Source organism: Streptomyces sp. NPDC097107 (genome assembly GCF_044762405.1).
GTDB lineage: Bacteria > Actinomycetota > Actinomycetes > Streptomycetales > Streptomycetaceae > Streptomyces > Streptomyces thinghirensis.
Map to the genome: position 1 here is coordinate 12,526 of NZ_JBIWEF010000004.1, position 18,723 is coordinate 31,248.

The 18,723-nt window shown below is 72.3% G+C and carries 18 protein-coding genes; 9 read left to right on the forward strand and 9 right to left on the reverse strand.

The annotated features are described in order from the left end of the window. The first annotated feature begins 141 nt into the window (after positions 1–141). Together ACIQ1J_RS10220 and ACIQ1J_RS10225 are read left to right on the forward strand one after the other, a co-directional pair. Positions 142–1,074: a hypothetical protein gene (locus ACIQ1J_RS10220; RefSeq protein WP_403556622.1), complete on the forward strand. Its 933-nt coding sequence runs from the start codon at positions 142–144 to the stop codon at positions 1,072–1,074. 68 nt (positions 1,075–1,142) lie between these two features. Continuing rightward, entirely contained in the window at positions 1,143–1,322 is a 180-nt protein-coding gene (locus ACIQ1J_RS10225) for a hypothetical protein (protein ID WP_210963643.1), read from the forward strand. Positions 1,323–1,369: 47 nt separating this feature from the next. Here the strand turns inward: ACIQ1J_RS10225 and ACIQ1J_RS10230 are convergent, their stop codons facing one another. Continuing rightward, the gene (locus tag ACIQ1J_RS10230; protein ID WP_210963642.1) at positions 1,370–1,756 is read right to left on the reverse strand and encodes a metal-sensitive transcriptional regulator; all 387 of its coding nucleotides are present in this window, start codon (positions 1,754–1,756) and stop codon (positions 1,370–1,372) included. A gap of 239 nt (positions 1,757–1,995) precedes the next feature. Between ACIQ1J_RS10230 and ACIQ1J_RS10235 the strand changes: the two genes are divergently transcribed. Together ACIQ1J_RS10235 and pitH are read left to right on the forward strand one after the other, a co-directional pair. Next, complete coding sequence (locus tag ACIQ1J_RS10235) at positions 1,996–2,616, forward strand: DUF47 domain-containing protein (protein WP_210963641.1); 621 nt, start codon at positions 1,996–1,998, stop codon at positions 2,614–2,616. 7 nt (positions 2,617–2,623) lie between these two features. Then, on the forward strand, positions 2,624–3,622 hold the full coding sequence (pitH, locus tag ACIQ1J_RS10240; RefSeq protein ID WP_210963640.1) for a low-affinity phosphate transporter PitH: 999 nt from the start codon (positions 2,624–2,626) through the stop codon (positions 3,620–3,622). Between the two features lie 117 nt (positions 3,623–3,739). On the opposite strand, the gene pstB is transcribed toward pitH, so the two are convergent. The 7 genes from pstB to ACIQ1J_RS10275 form a co-directional block, all read right to left on the reverse strand. Next, positions 3,740–4,516, reverse strand: coding sequence for a phosphate ABC transporter ATP-binding protein PstB (gene pstB, locus ACIQ1J_RS10245; RefSeq protein ID WP_210963639.1), 777 nt, complete (start codon positions 4,514–4,516; stop codon positions 3,740–3,742). Positions 4,517–4,573: 57 nt separating this feature from the next. Continuing rightward, positions 4,574–5,638: a phosphate ABC transporter permease PstA gene (gene pstA, locus ACIQ1J_RS10250; protein WP_403555856.1), complete on the reverse strand. Its 1,065-nt coding sequence runs from the start codon at positions 5,636–5,638 to the stop codon at positions 4,574–4,576. Then, positions 5,635–6,648 carry a phosphate ABC transporter permease subunit PstC gene (gene pstC / locus ACIQ1J_RS10255; protein WP_403555858.1) on the reverse strand — a complete coding sequence of 338 codons (1,014 nt, stop codon included), beginning with the start codon at positions 6,646–6,648 and terminating at the stop codon, positions 5,635–5,637. The genes pstA and pstC overlap by 4 nt, the downstream gene beginning before the upstream one ends. A gap of 130 nt (positions 6,649–6,778) precedes the next feature. After that, positions 6,779–7,903 (reverse strand): phosphate ABC transporter substrate-binding protein PstS, encoded by a 1,125-nt coding sequence (pstS, locus tag ACIQ1J_RS10260; protein ID WP_403555860.1) that lies wholly within the window; start codon positions 7,901–7,903, stop codon positions 6,779–6,781. 219 nt (positions 7,904–8,122) lie between these two features. Continuing rightward, on the reverse strand, positions 8,123–8,575 hold the full coding sequence (locus ACIQ1J_RS10265; RefSeq protein ID WP_403555862.1) for an NUDIX hydrolase: 453 nt from the start codon (positions 8,573–8,575) through the stop codon (positions 8,123–8,125). A gap of 96 nt (positions 8,576–8,671) precedes the next feature. After that, positions 8,672–9,865: a CHAD domain-containing protein gene (locus ACIQ1J_RS10270; protein ID WP_403555864.1), complete on the reverse strand. Its 1,194-nt coding sequence runs from the start codon at positions 9,863–9,865 to the stop codon at positions 8,672–8,674. Then, a complete protein-coding gene (locus ACIQ1J_RS10275) occupies positions 9,846–12,086 on the reverse strand; it encodes an RNA degradosome polyphosphate kinase (protein ID WP_403555866.1) in 2,241 nt (746 codons plus the stop codon). The genes ACIQ1J_RS10270 and ACIQ1J_RS10275 overlap by 20 nt, the downstream gene beginning before the upstream one ends. Positions 12,087–12,612: 526 nt before the next feature. On the opposite strand from ACIQ1J_RS10275, the gene ACIQ1J_RS10280 reads away from it, so the two are divergent. The 5 genes from ACIQ1J_RS10280 to ACIQ1J_RS10300 are packed head-to-tail and all read left to right on the forward strand — an operon-like array spanning position 12,613 to position 17,083. Beyond that, positions 12,613–13,155 carry an RNA polymerase sigma factor gene (locus ACIQ1J_RS10280; protein ID WP_403555868.1) on the forward strand — a complete coding sequence of 181 codons (543 nt, stop codon included), beginning with the start codon at positions 12,613–12,615 and terminating at the stop codon, positions 13,153–13,155. After that, positions 13,152–14,015, forward strand: coding sequence for a zf-HC2 domain-containing protein (locus ACIQ1J_RS10285; RefSeq protein ID WP_403555870.1), 864 nt, complete (start codon positions 13,152–13,154; stop codon positions 14,013–14,015). Before ACIQ1J_RS10280 ends, ACIQ1J_RS10285 begins: the two co-directional genes overlap by 4 nt. A gap of 43 nt (positions 14,016–14,058) precedes the next feature. After that, positions 14,059–14,922, forward strand: a complete 864-nt coding sequence (locus ACIQ1J_RS10290; protein WP_403555872.1) for an ABC transporter ATP-binding protein — start codon at positions 14,059–14,061, stop codon at positions 14,920–14,922. Next, on the forward strand, positions 14,919–16,436 hold the full coding sequence (locus ACIQ1J_RS10295; RefSeq protein WP_403555874.1) for an ABC transporter permease: 1,518 nt from the start codon (positions 14,919–14,921) through the stop codon (positions 16,434–16,436). Before ACIQ1J_RS10290 ends, ACIQ1J_RS10295 begins: the two co-directional genes overlap by 4 nt. Continuing rightward, entirely contained in the window at positions 16,424–17,083 is a 660-nt protein-coding gene (locus ACIQ1J_RS10300) for an ABC transporter (RefSeq protein ID WP_403555876.1), read from the forward strand. The genes ACIQ1J_RS10295 and ACIQ1J_RS10300 overlap by 13 nt, the downstream gene beginning before the upstream one ends. Positions 17,084–17,665: 582 nt before the next feature. Here ACIQ1J_RS10300 and mshD read toward each other — a convergent pair. After that, on the reverse strand, positions 17,666–18,595 hold the full coding sequence (gene mshD / locus ACIQ1J_RS10305) for a mycothiol synthase (RefSeq protein WP_403555878.1): 930 nt from the start codon (positions 18,593–18,595) through the stop codon (positions 17,666–17,668). Positions 18,596–18,723 lie beyond the last annotated feature (128 nt).

Consider the following 18,723-nt stretch of genomic DNA (forward strand, 5'->3'; position numbering starts at 1 on the left):
TCGTGAGGTGTTCCGGGACTTCCTGGGGAGCTTCGAGACCTTCCTGCTGCGCCACGCCCACAACGTTACCGGGGTCGCCTGCCCCTCGTTAACCGGGACGGCAGGGGGTCCGGAACGCGTGTGACGGCTGGGTAGGTGGCGATGGTCGGGTGGGAGAGGGAGCGGCGGAGTAGGAAGGTGGGCGGGGGGCTCGTCCTCGCCGGGGGCGTGGTCTGCGTGTGTCTGGCCGGGAGCGGGTGCTCCGGGCAGGGGGCCGCCGCTCAGGGGGCCGGCGGCGGCGATCCGGTCGCCGTGCTGCACCGGGCCGCCGACCGGCTGGTGGCCGCCGGGAGCGCCAAGGCACGTACCGCGATGGAGATGGCCAGCGGCGGGACGCGGGTGACCATCCGGGGCGAGGGCGTGTACGACTTCGAGGGGCGGCTCGGGCGGCTGAAGGTCCGGCTGCCGCAGGACCCGGCGGGGTCGAGTGAGCATCGGCCGATCACCGAACTGCTGGCACCGGGTGCCCTGTTCATGAAGAACCGCGGGGCCGGCGTGCCCGACGACAAGTGGGTGCGGGTGGAGACCGCGTCGCTGTCCGACGGAAACCTGGTGACCGGCGGCGCGACGGACCCCTTCGCCGCCGCCGAGGTGCTGCGCGGGACCCGGACGGCGACGTACGTGGGGCGGACGGAGGTCGCGGGGACCGCGGTGCGGCACTACCGGGGGACCGCCGACCTCGCTCGGGCGGCGCGTGGCGCGTCGGACGGGAACAGGCAGGCGCTGGCGGCGGCGGCGAAGGGCTTCGCCACCGCGGAGGTGCCGTTCGACGCCTACCTCGACGACGAGGGCCGTATCCGCAAGGTCCGGCACCGCTTCAGTTTCGCCAACGGACGGGACGAGGGCACCGTGGCCGTCGCCTCGACGACGCTGCTCTACGATTTCGGCGCCGCCGTTCGCGTACGGCTGCCGGAGGACCGGGACATCTACGCCGGCAAGATCGCCGCGGAGCCGGCGGAGCCGGCGGAGCCGGGCGAGGGGCCGGGGGAGGCGCCGGCGGAGGCGCCGGGCGAGGCGTCGGGCGGCAAGAACTAGCCCTTCCGTGCCATGCGCGGTGTGTAGGCCGCTCCCTACTCTAGGAAGCCGGTGACGGCAGAGACGAGGTGACGCGCGTGGCTCCGGTCGGCGGTACGACGGTTCAGGACCACGTGGCCCTCGCCGAGATCGAGCTGTGCGGCGAACTGATCATCGCGGCGTCGGCCGCCCGGGAGCGGCTCAGCCTGGAGAGCATCGACGAGGTGCTGCGGGTGGCCGAGGAGCGAGGGGCCGGGGCCGGCCAGTAGGAGGCCGGCCGCGCTCGCGGGCGGCCGGCCGTGCTACCGGATCGGGGTCAGGTGCGCAGGAGGCGGCCGATCGCCTTCGTCGCCTCCTCCACCTTCGCGTCGATCTCGGCGCCGCCCTTGACGGCCGCGTCGGCGACGCAGTGGCGCAGGTGCTCCTCCAGGAGTTGCAGCGCGAAGGACTGCAGGGCCTTCGTGGAGGCGGAGACCTGGGTGAGTATGTCGATGCAGTAGACGTCCTCGTCGACCATCCGCTGCAGGCCGCGGATCTGGCCCTCGATACGGCGCAGGCGCTTGAGGTGCTCGTCCTTCTGCTTGTGGTAGCCGTGCACACCGCGGTCGTGGTCGGTCACGATGTCCGCCCCATCCGTCCCGTCCGCCTCCACCGCGTCCACGGCGGGGGAGGGCGCACCTGCGCCGGCCTCGGTGGTCGTCATCGCGTCCTCCTGTTGTGGGACAGAGTGGGCAGAGTCCGGGCAGATGGCGGACATATACCCCTGGCGGGTATATGGTAACGAATTTCGCGGGGCAGGGGGCCCTCGACGGAGCCCCTGGCGTCGCCCCCCTGCTCATCACTCTGCCTGATGGGCGACACTGGGGGACGGCCCGTTAGCCGTGGCCGGATGATGCGCCTAGCATCAGCCTGACCGAAACCGATGCACCCCGAGGACCCCACGTGCGCTTTCGTCTGACCCCCAGGGAGACGAGCTTCTACGACATGTTCGCCGCCTCCGCGGACAACATCGTCACGGGCTCCAAGCTCCTGATGGAACTGCTCGGGGCGGACGCATCCGCCCGGGCCGAGATCGCAGAGCGTATGCGGGCCGCCGAACACGCAGGTGACGACGCGACCCACGCGATCTTCCACCAGCTGAACTCCTCGTTCATCACGCCCTTCGACCGCGAGGACATCTACAACCTCGCGTCGTCCCTCGACGACATCATGGACTTCATGGAGGAGGCCGTCGACCTGGTCGTCCTCTACAACGTCGAGGAACTGCCCAAGGGCGTCGACCAGCAGATCGAGGTGCTGGCGCGGGCCGCCGAGCTGACGGCCGAGGCGATGCCGAACCTGCGCACCATGGACAACCTCACCGAGTACTGGATCGAGGTCAACCGGCTGGAGAACCAGGCCGACCAGGTGCACCGCAAGCTGCTCGCCCACCTCTTCAACGGCACGTACGAAGCCATCGAGGTGCTGAAGCTGAAGCAGATCGTGGACGTCCTGGAAGAGGCGGCCGACGCCTTCGAGCACGTGGCGAACACGGTGGAGACCATCGCGGTCAAGGAGTCCTGACCTCTTCATGGACACCTTCGCTCTGGTCGTGACCATCGGGGTCGCGCTCTTCTTCACGTACACCAACGGCTTCCACGACTCGGCGAACGCGATCGCGACGTCCGTGTCGACGCGCGCGCTGACGCCCCGGGCGGCGCTCGCGATGGCCGCCGTCATGAACCTCGCCGGTGCGTTCATGGGATCCGGGGTCGCCAAGACGGTCAGTGAGGGGGTGATCGAGACCCCGGAGGGCTCGAAGGGGATGGGAATCCTCTTCGCGGCGCTCGTGGGCGCCATCGTCTGGAACCTCATCACCTGGTACTTCGGTCTGCCCTCGTCCTCCTCGCACGCGCTGTTCGGCGGCATGGTCGGGGCGGCGCTGGCCGGGAGTACGACCGTCTACTGGCAGGGGGTCGTCGACAAGATCGTCATCCCCATGTTCGTCTCGCCGGTGATCGGTCTGCTCGCCGGTTACCTCGTGATGACCGCGATCATGTGGATCTTCCGCCGGTCCAATCCGCACAAGGCCAAGCGCGGCTTCCGTATCGCGCAGACGGTGTCGGCGGCGGGCATGGCGCTGGGACACGGCCTCCAGGACGCGCAGAAGACGATGGGCATCGTGGTGATGGCGCTGGTCATCGCCGACGTCGAGGACTACGGCGATCCCATCCCGGTGTGGGTGAAGGTCGCCTGCGCGCTGATGCTGTCCGCGGGGACGTACGCGGGTGGCTGGCGCATCATGCGGACGCTGGGGCGCAAGATCATCGAGCTGGATCCGCCGCAGGGGTTCGCCGCGGAGACCACGGGCGCCTCGATCATGTTCGGGTCGGCGTTCCTGTTCCACGCGCCGATCTCGACGACGCATGTCATCACGTCGTCGATCATGGGTGTGGGGGCGACGAAGCGGGTGAACGCCGTGCGGTGGGGTGTCGCGCGGAACATCATCATGGGGTGGTTCATCACGATGCCGGCGGCCGCGGTGGTTGCCGCGTGTTCGTTCTGGGTCGTGAATCTGGCGTTCCTGTAGCGCCCCCGGCGCAGGCGCAGGCAAGGCGATGGGCCCGCCCCCCGAACCGGGGGGCGGGCCCTTGTGCTCCTCGCGGTGGCACCGCCATGCAGCACCGCGAGGGGATCGGGTTCGGGTCTAGCCGAAGCGGCCCGAGATGTAGTCCTCCGTGGCCTGGACCGACGGGTTGGAGAAGATGCGCTCCGTCTCGTCGATCTCGATCAGCTTGCCGGGCTGCCCGACCGCCGCCAGGTTGAAGAACGCCGTACGGTCCGAGACACGCGCCGCCTGCTGCATGTTGTGCGTCACGATGACGATCGTGAAGCGCTCCTTCAGCTCGCCGATCAGGTCCTCGATGGCGAGGGTGGAGATCGGGTCCAGGGCGGAGCAGGGCTCGTCCATGAGCAGCACGTTCGGCTCGACCGCGATGGCGCGGGCGATGCACAGGCGCTGCTGCTGACCGCCCGAGAGGCCGGAGCCCGGCTTGTTCAGGCGGTCCTTGACCTCGTTCCAGAGGTTCGCGCCGCGCAGGGACTTCTCGACGACGTCGTCCAGTTCCGACTTCTTGTACTTGCCGTTCAGGCGCAGGCCCGCCGCGACGTTGTCGTACACCGACATGGTCGGGAACGGGTTCGGCCGCTGGAAGACCATGCCGACCTCGCGGCGTACGGCCACCGGGTCGATGCCCGTGCCGTAGAGGTTCTCGTCGTCGAGCATGACCTTGCCCTCGACCCGGCCGCCCGGCGTGACCTCGTGCATGCGGTTGAGCGTGCGCAGGAACGTGGACTTGCCGCAGCCGGACGGGCCGATGAAGGCCGTCACCGAGCGGGGCTCGACGGTCATCGAGATGTCCTCGATGGCCAGGAAGGAGCTGTAGTAGGCGTTGAGGCCGCTGACATCTATGCGCTTGGCCATGGGTATCACTTCTTCTTTCGCGTGTCCGGGGCGCTGACTGTTGTTGCTCTGGCCGCGTCAGCGACCCGTCTTCGGGGCCTTCCAGCGGGCGATGCCGCGGGCCGCGAGGTTGAGGATCATGATGAAGGCGATGAGCGTCAGGGCCGCCGCCCAGGCACGGTCGTAGGCCGCGCCGTAGCCGCCGCTGTTGGAGAACTGCAGATAGATGTACATCGGCAGTGATTCCTGCGGGTCCTGGAACGGGTTCGCGTTGATGAAGTCCGTTCCCCAGACCAGCAGCAGCACGGGGGCCGTCTCACCGGTGATGCGGGCGACCGCCAGCATGACGCCGGTGGTGATGCCGCCGACCGACGTCGGCAGGACCACCTTCAGGATCGTGCGCCACTTCGGCACGCCGAGCGCCAGGGACGCCTCGCGCAGCTCGTTCGGGACGAGCTTGAGCATCTCCTCGGTGGAGCGGACGACCACCGGGATCATCAGGATCGACAGGGCGAGCGAGCCGGCGAAGCCGGACGGTCCCATGTCCAGCATCAGGATCCACGTACTGAGGATGAACAGGCCGGCGACGATGGACGGGATGCCCGTCATGACGTCGACGAAGAAGGTGACGGCCTTGGCGAGCTTGCCGCCGCCGTACTCGACCAGGTAGATCGCGGTCAGCACACCGACCGGCACGGAGATCAGGGTGGCGATGCCGACCTGCTCCAGGGTGCCGAGGATGGCGTGGTAGATGCCGCCGCCCACCTCGGCGTCGGCGACGACGCCCATCGAGTGGGTGAGGAAGTAGCCGTCGAGGACCTGCACACCGCGCTTGACGGTCGCCCAGACCAGGGAGGCCAGCGGGATCACGGCCACGATGAACGCGACCCACACCATGCTGGTCGCCACCCGGTCCTTGGCCTGGCGCCCGCCCTCGACGCGCGCCGAGATGGCGTAGGTGCCCAGGACGAAGAGGACCGCGGCGATCAGGGCCCACTGGATGCTGCTGTTCAGCCCGGCCGCGGCGCTGATGCCCAGGCCGGCCGCGATCGAGCCGGCGGCGACCGCCCAGAGGAACCACTTGGGCAGCGTGGCGCCGCGCAGGGAGCTGCGGCTCTTGGGGGTAAGAGTTGCGTTGCTCATGCGTTGGCCCCCGAGTACTCCTTGCGGCGTCCGATGATCATCCGGGCCGCACCGTTGACCAGCAGGGTGATGACGAAGAGGACGAGACCGGAGGCGATCAGCGCGTCACGGCCCATCACGGTCGCCTCGTTGAACTTGCTGGCGATGTTCTGGGCGAAGGTGCCGCCGCCCGTGTCGAGCAGGCTGAGGTTGATGTCGAAGCTCGAGGAGAGCACCATCGCCACGGCCATCGTCTCGCCGAGCGCGCGGCCGAGCCCGAGCATCGAGGCGGAGATGACGCCGGAGCGGCCGAAGGGCAGCACCGACATGCGGATGACCTCCCAGCGCGTGGCGCCGAGGGCCAGTGCGGCTTCCTCGTGCATGCGCGGGACCTGCCGGAAGACCTCACGGCTGACGTTGGTGATGATCGGCAGGATCATGATCGCGAGCAGGATGCCCACGGTGAACAGCGAGCGCGGCGCGCCCTGGTTCCACTCGAAGACGCCGGTCCAGCCGAGGTACTCGTCCAGCCAGCCGAAGAGCCCCTCCATGTGCGGCACGAGGACGAGCGCGCCCCACAGGCCGTAGACGATCGAGGGCACGGCGGCGAGCAGGTCGATCACGTACCCGATCAGGCCGCCCAGCTTGCGCGGCGCGTAGTGCGTGATGAACAGGGCGATGCCGACCGCGATCGGGACCGCGACGGCCATGGCGATGACCGACGACACGACGGTGCCGAAGGCCAGGACCGCGATGCCGAACTCCGGCGGCGTGCCGGTGGGGTTCCAGTCGAGGGTGGTGAAGAAGTTGGCCTCGTTCTTGCTGAGCGCGATCGAGGCGCGGTAGGTCAGGAAGGCCGCGATGGCGGCCATGATGACCAGCACGAAGATGCCGGAACCGCGGGAGAGCCCGAGGAAGATCCGGTCGCCGGGGCGGGTGGCGCCGCGTGCGGCGCGCTGGGCGTCCTTCCCGGGGGGCTGGTGCGGTACGGGGGCTGGTGCGGGCTTCTGGGGGTCAGTGGTTATGTCCATCGGGTTTCTCCGGTCTGCGGAGCCGCCGTACGCGGCGGCTCGGGCGGAGCCGTCCGACTCGGGGGCTCCTGGCGGCGGTGCACCGGACGGTGCGGTCCGGCCCCCGCGAGGAGGCCGGACCGCACTCGGGTCAGCTCAGGCCCGAGACGGTCTCGCGGACCTTGGTGATGATCTCGGTGGGCATCGGGGCGTAGCCGGCCTCCTTCAGCAGGCCCTGGCCGTCCTCCGAGGCCATGTAGTTCAGGAAGGACTTGGTGGCGGGCAGGCTCTCGGCCTTGTTGCCCTTGTCGCAGACGACCTCGTACGTCACCAGGACGAGCGGGTAGGCGCCGTCGGCGGTGGGCGTGTAGTCCAGCTCCAGCGCGAGGTCCTTGCCGGTGCCGACGACCTTGGCGGCGCCGATGGCCGCGGTGGCGTTCTCGACGGTGGCCTTGACCGGTTCGGCGGCCTCGGTCTTGACGTCGACGGTCTTCATGCCGTCCTTGGCGTACGACAGCTCGAAGTACGAGATGGAGCCCGAGACCTGCTTCACCTGCTGGGCGAGGCCGGAGGAGCCGCTGGCGGACTGGCCGCCCTTGGCCTCCCAGGACTTGCCGCCCTCGTACTTCCAGTCGTCCGGCGCGGCGTCCTTCAGGTACTTGGTGAAGTTGTCCGTGGTGCCGGACTCGTCCGAGCGGTGGAAGGCCTGGATCTTGAGGTCGGGCAGCTTGGCCTCGGGGTTGAGCTTGGCGAGCGCCGGGTCGTTCCAGTTGCTGATCTTGCTGTCGAAGATCTTGGCGAGCGTCGGGGCGTCCAGGACGAGCGAGTCGACGCCGGGGACGTTGAAGCCCACGGCGATCGGGCCGCCGACCATCGGCAGGTCGATGGCCTGGCCGTCCTTGCAGACCTTCTTGGACTGCTCGATCTCCTCGGGCTTCAGCGCGGAGTCCGAGCCGGCGAAGGCGGTCTGGCCCTGGAGGAACGCGGTGATGCCCGCGCCGGAGCCGGTCGGGTTGTAGTTGATCTGTACATCCCGGCAGGCGGAGACGTACTGCTTGACCCAGGCGTCGATCGCGTTCTTCTGGGCGGAGGAGCCGGAGGCCTGCAGCTGGCCCTTGGCGTCGTCGCACTTGATGTTGCTGTCGGCGGCGGCGCTGGCGTCCCCGCCGCTGCCGCCGCCGGTGTCGTCGGAGCCGCACGCCGTGAGGGCCAGGGCGCCGGAGACGGCGAGAGCACCGAGAGCGAGGGCCCGCCGGTTCATGCGCTGAAGCTTCACTGAGGGAGTTCCTTCCAGGAGCCGCCGTCCTGAATCCGGCGGCGTGCGAGGAGTGGCGTTGAAGACGATCAGGACTGGGGCGATACGGACGCGTTTTCGGGAAGCGCCCCGTATCGGGTAAGGCCGAAATTAGGCAGAAGAGGTGAAGCCGCCGAAGGGCATAAATGAACGGGGGGTGAACCCCTGTGGACGGTGCGGTGAGGTAACGGAACGCTTACGTCAAGGACACGGAGTGGTCCCGGTCGGATGCGTGGCGAGCAGGGCGTCGACGAGGGTCCGGTCGTGCGGCCGGGTGAGGCGGGCGCGGGCTGCCGCGGGCTCCAGCCACAGGATGCGGTCGACCTCGTCGGACGGGGCGAAGGCTCCGGTGGTGGCCGCGGCCGTCCAGTACCGGACTTCCTTGGGGCGGCCGTCCGCGAGGTAGCGCACGGTGGGCAGCTCGGGGCCCGGTGCGGCGGCGTACCCCGTCTCCTCCGCCACCTCGCGCAGGGCGCCCGCGAGCGGGTCCTCGCCGGGCTTGAGCTTGCCCTTCGGGTGCGACCAGTCGTCGTACTTCGGGCGGTGGACGAGGCAGAGCTCCAGGCCGGGGGAGCCGGGGGAGGACGTACCGGGGGCGGGGCGCCACAGGACGCAGCCGGCCGCGCGGACGGTGGTGTCGTCTGCGGGACTCACGAGCGCTCATGCCTCCGTCCTGCGGTGGCCGGGTGGTCGTGCGGTGGCCTGGTGGGTCGTGCGGTGGCCGGGTGGTCGTGCGGCGGCCCGATGCCCCTACGGCAGCCTGATGGGTTCCTTGCGCCAGCTGTGCTGGAACGCGTACCTCGCCGCCTCCACCTCATGCCGCTGATCGGCGTGGAGCACACCGAGCGCGTACGCCGTCGCGGGCGCGATGCGCGGCGTACGGGCGGCCTGGGCCGCGGCCGCCGCGGCCTCCGCGGCGTCGCGGTGGCGGTTCAGGGCCTCGCCGGCGGCCAGGAGGCGTACGTCACCGGAGTCCTCGGTCTCCTCGCCGGCGAGTACTTCGAGTGCGTACCGGTGCAGGCGCAGCAGCAGCCGGACCTGGTGCCACGGAGCGTCCTGGGGGTGGGCGACGGGGTCCGGGGAGAGGCCGTGGACCAGCGCCTCCGCGTTGTACGGGCTCCCCGCGGTGACGAGGGGCAGTGCGGCCACGGCGTCGGTGAGGCGGTTCTCCGCGGCGGCGGCCAGGGGGCGGAGGCCGGCGGGGGAGGCGGCGTTGTTCGCGGCGGCGGTCCGGGTCCCGGACGTGGCGGGTCCGGTGGTCCTCAGCGGGACCTCGCTCGCCAGCAGGGCGACCTTGTCGGCGACGGCGTGGAAGCGGCTGCTGCCCAGGGCCTGGAGGGCGGTGGAGTGCGCGCGGGTGCGGGCCAGGGTCAGCTGGCGGTCGAGCAGCGCGCCCGCCTTGGCCGCGCCCACGGTGAGGCTGCCGCGCTCCGGGGGCGCCGGGTGGGCGGCGGGCACGGCGGCGGACACGGCGTCGGTGGCCCGGCCTGCCGTCTGCTGGGCCGGGAACGCCGACGAACCGGACAGCCGGTGCAGGGCCTGGAGCAGGCGTTCCAGGCGGGACGCGTACGCGTGCTCCATCGCCAGCGTGCCGGACAGCCACGCCAGCTCGGGGCGCATGCCCTCCGCCCAGTCGGCGTCCAGCAGGGGCTGGAAGGTGTGCAGGGTGCCGCTGAGACGGCGGGCGGCGCGGCGCAGGGCGCGGGCCGCGTCAACGGGAGCCGCGTCCGGGGCCGCCCGGTCCGAGCGGCGCGCGCCGTGCGCGCCGTTCCCGCCGTGTGTGCCCGTGCCCGATTCCCGGTGCTGGCGCAGGGCGCGGAGGAACTCCGTGGCCTGGGCACGCAGGTAGCCCGCGAGGGCGTCCGGGTCCGCGGGCACCGGCGGGCCGGCAGCGGCCGTGGCCGTGGCGGTGGGGTCCGTCGGGTCAAGGTGTCGCTGTGCCACGCCGGCGCCTCCGGGCGTCTATGAGCATCTCCTGGACGTTGCGCAGGGGCGAGCCGTCCGCGTCGGTCGCGTGCCGGGTCCACTCACCGTCCGAGCCGAGGTGCCAGGAGGCGGTGCCGTCGGACATGCCGGTCTCCAGCATCCGGTTGAGGGCCGCCCGGTGGGCCGGGTCGGTGACCCGGACCAGGGCCTCTATGCGGCGGTCGAGGTTGCGGTGCATCATGTCGGCGCTGCCGAACCAGACCTCGGGCTCACCGCCGTTGCCGAACGCGAAGACGCGCGAGTGTTCGAGGAAGCGGCCGAGAACCGAACGGACCCGGATGTTCTCCGACAGGCCCGTCACGTCCGGGCGCAGCGCGCAGATGCCGCGCACCCACACGTCGACGGGAACGCCCGCCTGGGACGCGCGGTAGCACGCGTCGATCACGGCCTCGTCGACCATCGAGTTGACCTTGATGCGGATGTAGGCGGGACGGCCTGCGCGGTGGTGCTGTATCTCCTTGTGCATGCGGGAGACCAGGCCGTCGCGCAGCGACTTGGGCGCGACGAGGAGGCGGCGGTACGTCTCGCGCCGGGAGTAGCCGGAGAGGCGGTTGAACAGGTCGGAGAGGTCCGCGCCGACCTGCGGGTCGGCGGTGAGCAGGCCGAGGTCCTCGTAGAGGCGGGCCGTCTTCGGGTGGTAGTTGCCGGTGCCGACGTGGCTGTAGCGGCGTAGCGTCTCGCCCTCCTGGCGGACGACGAGCGACAGCTTGCAGTGGGTCTTCAGGCCGACCAGTCCGTAGACGACGTGGCAGCCGGACTCCTCCAGCTTGCGGGCCCACTTGATGTTCGCGTGCTCGTCGAAGCGGGCCTTGATCTCAACCAGGACGAGGACCTGCTTGCCGGACTCGGCCGCGTCGATGAGCGCGTCGACTATCGGGGAGTCGCCGGACGTCCGGTACAGCGTCTGCTTGATCGCGAGGACGTCCGGGTCGGCCGCCGCCTGTTCCAGGAAGGCCTGTACCGAGGTGGAGAAGGAGTCGTACGGGTGGTGGAGCAGCACGTCGCGGCCGCGGAGGGCGGCGAAGATGTCCGGCGCGGACGCGGACTCGACCTCGGCCAGGTCGCGGTGGGTACCGGCGACGAACTTCGGATACTTCAGCTCCGGACGGTCGATGCCGGCGATGCGGAAGAGGCCCGTGAGGTCGAGGGGGCCGGGGAGCGGGTAGACCTCCGCCTCGCCGATCTTCAGCTCGCGGACGAGGAGGTCCAGGACCTCGCGGTCGACGGACTCCTCGACCTCCAGGCGTACGGGCGGGCCGAAACGCCGCCGCATGAGTTCCTTCTCGAGGGCCTGGAGGAGGTTCTCCGCGTCGTCCTCCTCCACCTCCAGGTCCTCGTTGCGGGTGAGGCGGAAGGCGTGGTGCTCCAGGACCTCCATGCCGGGGAACAGTTCTTCGAGGTGGGCGGCGATGACGTCCTCGATGGGGACGTAGCGGCCCGGGGACGCCTCCAGGAAGCGGGAGAGCAGCGGGGGGACCTTGACCCGCGCGAAGTGGCGGTGGCCGGTCACCGGGTTGCGGACGACGACCGCGAGGTTGAGGGAGAGGCCCGAGATGTACGGGAAGGGGTGGGCCGGGTCGACCGCGAGGGGGGTGAGGACCGGGAAGATCTGGTGCCGGAAGAGGGTGAAGAGGCGGGCCTGCTCCTTCTCCGCGAGTTCGTTCCAGCGGACCAGGTGGATGCCCTGCTCGGCGAGTGCCGGGGCGACGTCCTCGTGGAAGCAGGCGGCGTGCCGGGCCATGAGTTCGCGGGAGCGGGCCCAGATCATCTCCAGGACCTCGCGGGGCTGGAGGCCGGAGGCGGAGCGGGTGGCGACGCCGGTCGCGATGCGGCGCTTGAGGCCGGCGACGCGGACCATGAAGAACTCGTCCAGGTTGCTGGCGAAGATCGCGAGGAAGTTGGCGCGCTCCAGGAGGGGAGTGCCCGGGTCCTCGGCCAGTTCGAGCACGCGTTCGTTGAACGCGAGCCAGCTGCGTTCGCGGTCCAGGAAGCGGCCCTGCGGGAGCTGGGCGCCGCCGGCCTGGGACTCCTCCGACTCCTCGTACCCGTCGAGGTCCGCGTCGATGTCGGGTTCCAGGTCGGAGACCGTGGCGGCCACGGTGTGCGGGCGGTGCGCGGCGATGGAGCCCACGGAGGGCTGCGTGTGCTGGACCTCTGCCTGGCTGTTCGGCTGCCTCATGAACCCATTCTTCCGCGCCGCACGCAGGACAGGCGCGTCGGAAGGCGCGGAATGCTCTGCTCCCGGTGGCACGGTCGGCTTCATTCGGTGAGCGTCGCAAGGCTGTCTGAATCAATGGTTACGAGGACATGACGCGTGGGATAGCGGCGGGCCTCCGGCGATGGTGCGGGTGCCTGCGGCGGCTCGGGCGGATTCGGCCTGCGGTCGTGCCCGCGTCGGGTGACGGGACGGCTCGCGGCGGCCAGCGCCCGCGCCCCGCGCCCCGCGCCCCGGGCCTCGGGCCTCGGGCCTCGGGCTTCGGGCTTCGGGCTTCGGGCTTCGGGCTTCGGGCTTCGGGCCCCGCGCCTCGGGCCCCGCGCCCCGCGCCCCGCGCCCCGCGCCTCGGGCCCCGGGCCCCGGGCCCCGCGCCCCGGCCGAGCGCCCGGGCCGGGCGTCGGGCCACAGGACGGCGTGCCCACGTTCGCCGTCCGGGATTTCCGCCTGCGATCGTGTGAACCGATCGGCAGGGCCCGTCCGATGAGGAGGCGTGAGCGAAACGAGAAGCGACGGGGAGCTGCTGCGGGCCGTCGCGGCCGATGCCGACCGGCGTGCCTTCGAGGAGCTGTACCGCAGGTACGCCCCCTGGCTGGCCGCACGCCTGCGCGGCCGCTGCGCCGACGCCGGTGTCGTCGACGACGTCGTACAGGAAACCTTCCTGGCGGTGTGGCGCGGCAGTGCGCGCTACCGGCAGGAGGGCGACGTGGCGGGGTGGCTGTGGCGGATCGGGGCGCGGCGGCTGGTCGACGTGCTGCGCGGCGACGGGGCGCGGGGGCGGCTGCGGCAGGCCCTGGCCCGGTTGCGGCACCGCGACGAGGCCTCCGCCGAGGAGCGGGTGCTCGCCGGCGTCGAGCACGGCGACCTCGCCGGCGCCCTCGTACGGCTCTCGCCGGAGCTGCGCGCGGTGCTCCAGGCCACCGTCATCGACGGGCTGACCACCCGTGAGGCGGCCGTCCTGCTCGGCATCCCGCCGGGCACGGTCAAGACGCGGGCGATGCGCGCCCGCCGGCAGCTGCGGGAGGCGCTGGCATGAGTGACGAGGACAGCCGTCGCCGGAGGACCTGGCACGTGGACGAGGACGACCTGCGGGCCTACGCCCGGGGCGGACTGGCGGCGCCCGCGCTGTGGTCCGCCGACGCCCACCTGACCGCCTGCGCGTACTGCCGCGGCGTTCTCGCCGAGGTGAGTGACGCCGCCGCTCTGGAGGCGGGGTGGGAGCGGCTCGACGCCGAGCTGGACGCGCCCCGGCCGGGCTGGTTCGAAGGGCTGCTGGTGCGGTGCGGCGTCGGTGACGGCACCGCGCGGCTGCTCGCGGCCACCCCCGTACTGCGCCGGTCCTGGCTCGGCGCGGTCGTCGCCGTGCTGCTGATCACCTTCGCCGTCGCTCTCATGGCCGGCGCCGCCGGCAAGCCCGCACTCTTCCTCGCCGTCGCTCCGCTGCTGCCGCTGGCCGGCGTGGCGCTCGCCTACGGGCCCGCGCTGGATCCGACGCACGAGATGACGGTCGTCTCACCGATGCACGGCTTCCGGCTGCTGATGATCCGTACGGTCGCCGTGCTGGCCGTCGCGCTCGGGGTGAACGGGCTGGCGACGTTCGCCCTGCCGGGGTACGGGCTGCGCGCCCTGGCCTGGCTGCTGCCCGGGCTCGCCCTCACCGCGACCGGGCTCGCGCTGACGCCCCGGCTGGGCCCGGTTCTCGCGCCGTCCGTGGTCGCGGGGACGTGGGTGGCGGTGCTGCTCACCGCGGACGCGGCGCGCGCGGCCGAGGACAGTCCGCTGGCGCCGTTCACGGTGGCCGGGCAGGGCGTGTCCGGGGTGGTGGCCGTGCTGGGTGCCGGGCTGCTGTTCCTGTTCCGCGACCGGTTCGACGTCTTTGCGCGGGGTGCCGCGTGAGTCCTGCCTTCTTCCTTGTCCTTTCCGTGTACGGGAGTGCCGTATGAACCACCCCACCGTTTCCGCCTCCGGGCTCAGCCTGCACTACGGCCGCACCCGCGCCCTCGACGACGTGTCGCTGCGGCTGACCCCGGGCGTCACCGGGCTGCTCGGGCCCAACGGCGCCGGGAAGACCACGCTGCTGCGCGTGCTCGCCACCGCCGTACCCGCCGACCGGGGGGCCTTCACCGTGCTCGGGCACGACCCCGGGACCGCGAGCGGGCGGCAGGAGGTGCGGCGGCGGCTCGGCTATCTGCCGCAGACGCCCGGCTTCCATCCGGACTTCACCGCCTTCGAGTTCGTCGACTACGTCGCGATCCTGAAGGAACTGGCGGACCGTGGCGCCCGGCACCGTGAGGTGCGGCGGGTGCTGGAGGAGGTCGACCTGGCGGACGTGCGCGGGCGGAGGATCAAGAAGCTGTCCGGGGGAATGCGGCAGCGGGTGGCGCTCGCCGCCGCGCTGGTGGGCGGCCCCGGGTTCCTGGTGCTCGACGAGCCGACCGTCGGGCTGGACCCGGAACAGCGGATGCGGTTCCGGGAGCTGATCGCCGGGGCGGGGGAGGGGCGGACCGTGCTGCTGTCCACCCACCAGACCGAGGACGTGGCGATGCTCTGCCACCGGGTGGTCGTCATGGCCGCCGGCGCCGTGAGGTTCGACGGGACCCCGGCCGAGCTGACCGCGCGGGCCGCGGGGCGGGTGTGGAGCAGCACGGAGCGGGACGCGGGCGCGAAGGCCGGGTGGCGTACCGGGACCGGATCATTCCGGAACGTGGGTGATCCGCCCGCCGGAGCGGAGTTGGTCGACCCCACCCTGGAGGACGGCTACCTGCTCGCCCTCGACGGCGCCGACGCGGGTGTGTCCGCATGAGCGCCGTACTCACCGTGACCCCGCCCGCCGTGGAGACCGGGCCGCGCGGCGGCGCGCGGGCCGTGCTCGCCCTGGCCCGGTTCGAGGCACGCCGGTTGCTGCTGAGCGTCCCCGTTGTCATCGCCTTCGTGGCGTATGTCGCGTGGATCGTCTGGCGTACGCGGAGCTCCTGGGACGGCTATCCGGCGTTGCAGGACGTCGACCGCGCCACCCAGAGCATGCCGATGCTCGTCGGCCTCGCCGTGCTGCTGTCCGCCAACCTCGCCGCCCTGCGCTCCGGACGGCACGGCACCGAGAACCACTTCGCGGTGCTGGTGATGACGTCCTGGGGCCGTACGGTGGCCCACGCGCTGTCCGTCGTGCCGGCCGCCCTGCTCACCGCGGTGTGCGTGGCCGGCCAGTTCGCCTGGGAGGCGTTCAAGCCGGGCGCGGTCGGGCACGGTTCGCCGGCCGAGCTGCTCGTCGGGCCGCTGACGGTGCTGCTGTTCGGGACCTTCGGGGTGCTGCTGGCCCGGGTGATCCGGTCCGCGCCCGCCGCGCCGCTGGTGCTGGTCCTGCTGCTGTTCACGCTCGTTCTCGGTACGGCGCCGGGCGGCGCGAGCGGGCTGTCCTGGCTGGCGCCGGTCGTCGCCGACGTCAGCCCCAACACCCTGCCCTCCGACCTGCTGGGACGGCCGGCCGCCTGGCACGCCCTCTACCTGGCGGGCGCGGCCCTGTGCGCGGCCTCCCTCGCGGTGCTCGTCGCCGGCGCGCGGAACCTGGCCGTCCGGGCGGGTGTCGTCCTGACCCTCGCACTGGCGGTGACGGGCGGCGTCATGCAGGCCGGAGGTGCGGCGCCGTCGCCGGAACTGACCGCGGCCCGCGAACGCGCCTCGGTACGCCCCGACCTGACCTGCGTCGAGCACGGCCGGTCGACGTACTGCGCCTTCCCCGAGTGGGTGCCCCGCACCGGCACCTGGGCCGGGGTCGTGGACCGGGTCCAGTCCCTCACGGGCGGCTCCGCGCGCGACCGGCGGCTCGTCGTACGGCAGCGGATCGACGCCCGGTACGGGATGGAGGGCGACGCCGCGATCCCCGCGCTGACCGACGCCCACCAGGTGACCGTGGGCACCTCCTGGGGCGGCAACCGGGTCCCCGAGTTCTCCAGCGCCGTCGCCGCCGTCCTCGTCGCGGGCACCGAGGAGGCGGGCAGCGAGATCTGCGACGGGCGGATGGTCACCCTCATGTGGCTGTCCCTGAGCTGGCAGGACGACCCGGTGAACGCCCTGCGCCGGGTCCGCGTCGACGACAGTGCGCAGGGTTCCGCGGTCGTCCTGTCGCCCACCGACCCGCTGTCCATGACGGAGGGACAGACGGACGTCGTACGGCGCCTGCTGGAGAGTCCGCCCGCCGGTGTCGGCGAGCAGGTGAAGGCGCACTGGGACGAGCTGGCCTCGCCGGGCGTCACGACGGCCCGGGCCGCCGAACTGCTGGGTGTGGCCGGACCGGAGAAGGCGGACTCGTGCGAGGAGTGACACCGGCCCTCGTCGGCCCGGTGTGGCGCACGTTGCCGTGGCGTGGTCTGGCGGCGGCCGGCACTCTCGGGCTGCTGCTCGCCGCGACGCCGGACGCCGCCGGCGTGGAACCCACTTCCTGGGAGACGCTCACCCTCCTGCGGGGCGTCGCCCTGATCGGCGCCCTCGGCCTGGCCTTCCTGCTGGACGACCCGGCCCGGGACCTCACCACACCGGTCCCGACCCGGCGCCCGCCGCGGCAGGCGCTGCGGGTGGCCATGGTCGCACCGCTCGCCGCGCTGTGGTGGACGGCCGTACTGCTGCTCGCCCCCTCGGCGTCCCGGCCCCCGGCCGGTGACGTCACCGTGGAGGCGGCGGTACTGGGCGTAGTGGCGCTCGCCGGTGCCGCGACGGCGGTACGGCTGACGGACGAGGCGCGTCCGGGGCCGTCCGTCGCGGCGGCCCTGCTGCTCGCGGCGGTCCTCGTGCCGCTGCTGGCGCCGGAGGGCTGGGCGTTGTTCGTGCCGCCCGAAGACCCGCGGTGGCCGGCGGCGCACGACCGGTGGGCGGTGCTGCTGGCGGCGGCGGCCGTGGTGTGGGGGGTGTGCGGGCCGGAGCCGCTGGGGCGGTGGGGGAGGCGGTCGCGCGGGGTTGGCGGACCGGCTTGACGGATCTGCTTCGCGGGCCGGTTCGGCGGGCCGGCGCAGGGACGGCGCAGGGACGGCGCAGGGACGGCGCAGGGACGGCGCGGGGACGGCGCGGGGCCGGTCGGGTCGGACGGGTCGGTCGGCTCAGGACCGGCCGGTTTGGCGGGCCGGCTCAGGTCTGGGCCGGGTCGGCGGGGCGGCTCAGGACCGGTCGGTTTGGTGGGTGGGTTCGGGGCCGGGTGGGTTTGGTGGGCTGGTTCGGGGCCGGTCGGTTGTGCGGGCCGGGGCGGGGTCGGGTGGGTTGGTTCGGGGCCGGCCGGTTCGGTGGGCTGGTTCGGACCGGCTGGTTCGGGGCCGGGTGGGTTTGGTGGGCTGGTTCGGGGCCGGTCGGTTGTGCGGGCCGGGTCGGGGTCGGGTGGGTTGGTTCGGGGCCGGCCGGTTCGGTGGGCTGGTTCGGACCGGCTGGTTCGGGGCCGGGTGGGTTCGGTGGGCCGGCTCGGGACCGGCCGGTTGCGCGGACCGGCCCCGGTTCGGGGCCGGGTGGGTTCGGTGGGCCGGCTCGGGACCGGCCGGTTGCGCGGACCGGCCCAGGGCCGGGCCGTCTCACGTCTCCGTGCGGTACATCAGGTCCGTCTCGTGGGTGACGAAGCCCAGGCGTTCGTAGACGGACACCGCCGCCTTGTTGTCCGCGTCGACGTACAGCATCGCCGTGGGCAGTCCCTGCTCCGCCAGGTGCCGCAGGCCGATCGTGGTGAGGGCCTTGCCGAGGCCGCCGCCCTGGATGTCGGGACGGATGCCGAGGACGTACACCTCACCGAGCCGCTCCTCGGCGTGCACCTTGGTCCAGTGGAAGCCGATCAGCTCGCCGCCCCGCTCGGCCAGGAAGAACCCCGCCGGGTCGAACCAGGCCTCGGCCTTGCGGTCGTCGAGGTCCCGCTGCGTGAGCGAGCCCTGCTCGGGGTGGTGGGCGAAGGCGGCGGCGTTGACCGCGAGCCAGGCGGTGTCGTCCTGCCCCGGCACGAAGGTCCGCACGGTCACGCCCTCGGGGAGACGCGGGTCCGGCAGCTCCAGGTCGGCCAACGGGCGCCGCATCTGCCGCAGTTCGCGAAACAGGGTCAGCCCGAGCACCTGCGCGAGATGCCGGGCGGCGGAGTGGCCGCCGTGCGCCCAGATCCGCAGCCGCTTGCCGGAGGCGGCGAGCAGAGCGGAACCCAGCGCCCGCCCGTGTCCCTGCCCCCGGTGCGAGGGGTGGACGACCAGTTCGGCGGCCGGGGGCTCGATCGGGTCGGTGCCCTCCAGCTGGGCGTAGCCGACGAGTTCGCCGCCGTTCACGCTGAGCAGCAGGTGCGCGATGCCCTCCCGCGCGGGGCCGCGCAGCTGCAGCCGGCCCTGTTCGGACACGGCCTGCTGCCCGTCGGTGCGGGCGGCCTCGGTGAGCAGGGCGAGGACGGCTTCGGTCTGCTCCGGGGCGAGTTCGGCGAGGGTCTCGATCGAGCGGGGGCGGCCGGGCTGCACGGTGTCGTCGCTGGTCATGCGTACGAGGGTAAGGGGCGGGTGCGGCAAAGCGGCGGCAGCCGGGGCAGCTGGCCGGAGGTGGAGGTACACCAGGATGTAACCCGTCACCCCCTGTCGCGCTACGCGCGTTGACTCTAGGCTGCTGC

What these genes read in the sequence shown, in the direction of transcription:
- ACIQ1J_RS10220 (WP_403556622.1), top strand. Translation starts at nt 142, where the DNA reads ATGGTCGGGTGGGAGAGGGAGCGGCGGAGTAGGAAGGTGGGCGGGGGG.
- ACIQ1J_RS10230 (WP_210963642.1), bottom strand. Translation starts at nt 1,756, where the DNA reads ATGACGACCACCGAGGCCGGCGCAGGTGCGCCCTCCCCCGCCGTGGAC.
- pitH (WP_210963640.1), top strand. Translation starts at nt 2,624, where the DNA reads ATGGACACCTTCGCTCTGGTCGTGACCATCGGGGTCGCGCTCTTCTTC.
- pstB (WP_210963639.1), bottom strand. Translation starts at nt 4,516, where the DNA reads ATGGCCAAGCGCATAGATGTCAGCGGCCTCAACGCCTACTACAGCTCC.
- pstA (WP_403555856.1), bottom strand. Translation starts at nt 5,638, where the DNA reads ATGAGCAACGCAACTCTTACCCCCAAGAGCCGCAGCTCCCTGCGCGGC.
- pstC (WP_403555858.1), bottom strand. Translation starts at nt 6,648, where the DNA reads ATGGACATAACCACTGACCCCCAGAAGCCCGCACCAGCCCCCGTACCG.
- ACIQ1J_RS10275 (WP_403555866.1), bottom strand. Translation starts at nt 12,086, where the DNA reads ATGAGGCAGCCGAACAGCCAGGCAGAGGTCCAGCACACGCAGCCCTCC.
- ACIQ1J_RS10285 (WP_403555870.1), top strand. Translation starts at nt 13,152, where the DNA reads ATGAGTGACGAGGACAGCCGTCGCCGGAGGACCTGGCACGTGGACGAG.
- ACIQ1J_RS10290 (WP_403555872.1), top strand. Translation starts at nt 14,059, where the DNA reads ATGAACCACCCCACCGTTTCCGCCTCCGGGCTCAGCCTGCACTACGGC.
- ACIQ1J_RS10295 (WP_403555874.1), top strand. Translation starts at nt 14,919, where the DNA reads ATGAGCGCCGTACTCACCGTGACCCCGCCCGCCGTGGAGACCGGGCCG.
- mshD (WP_403555878.1), bottom strand. Translation starts at nt 18,595, where the DNA reads ATGACCAGCGACGACACCGTGCAGCCCGGCCGCCCCCGCTCGATCGAG.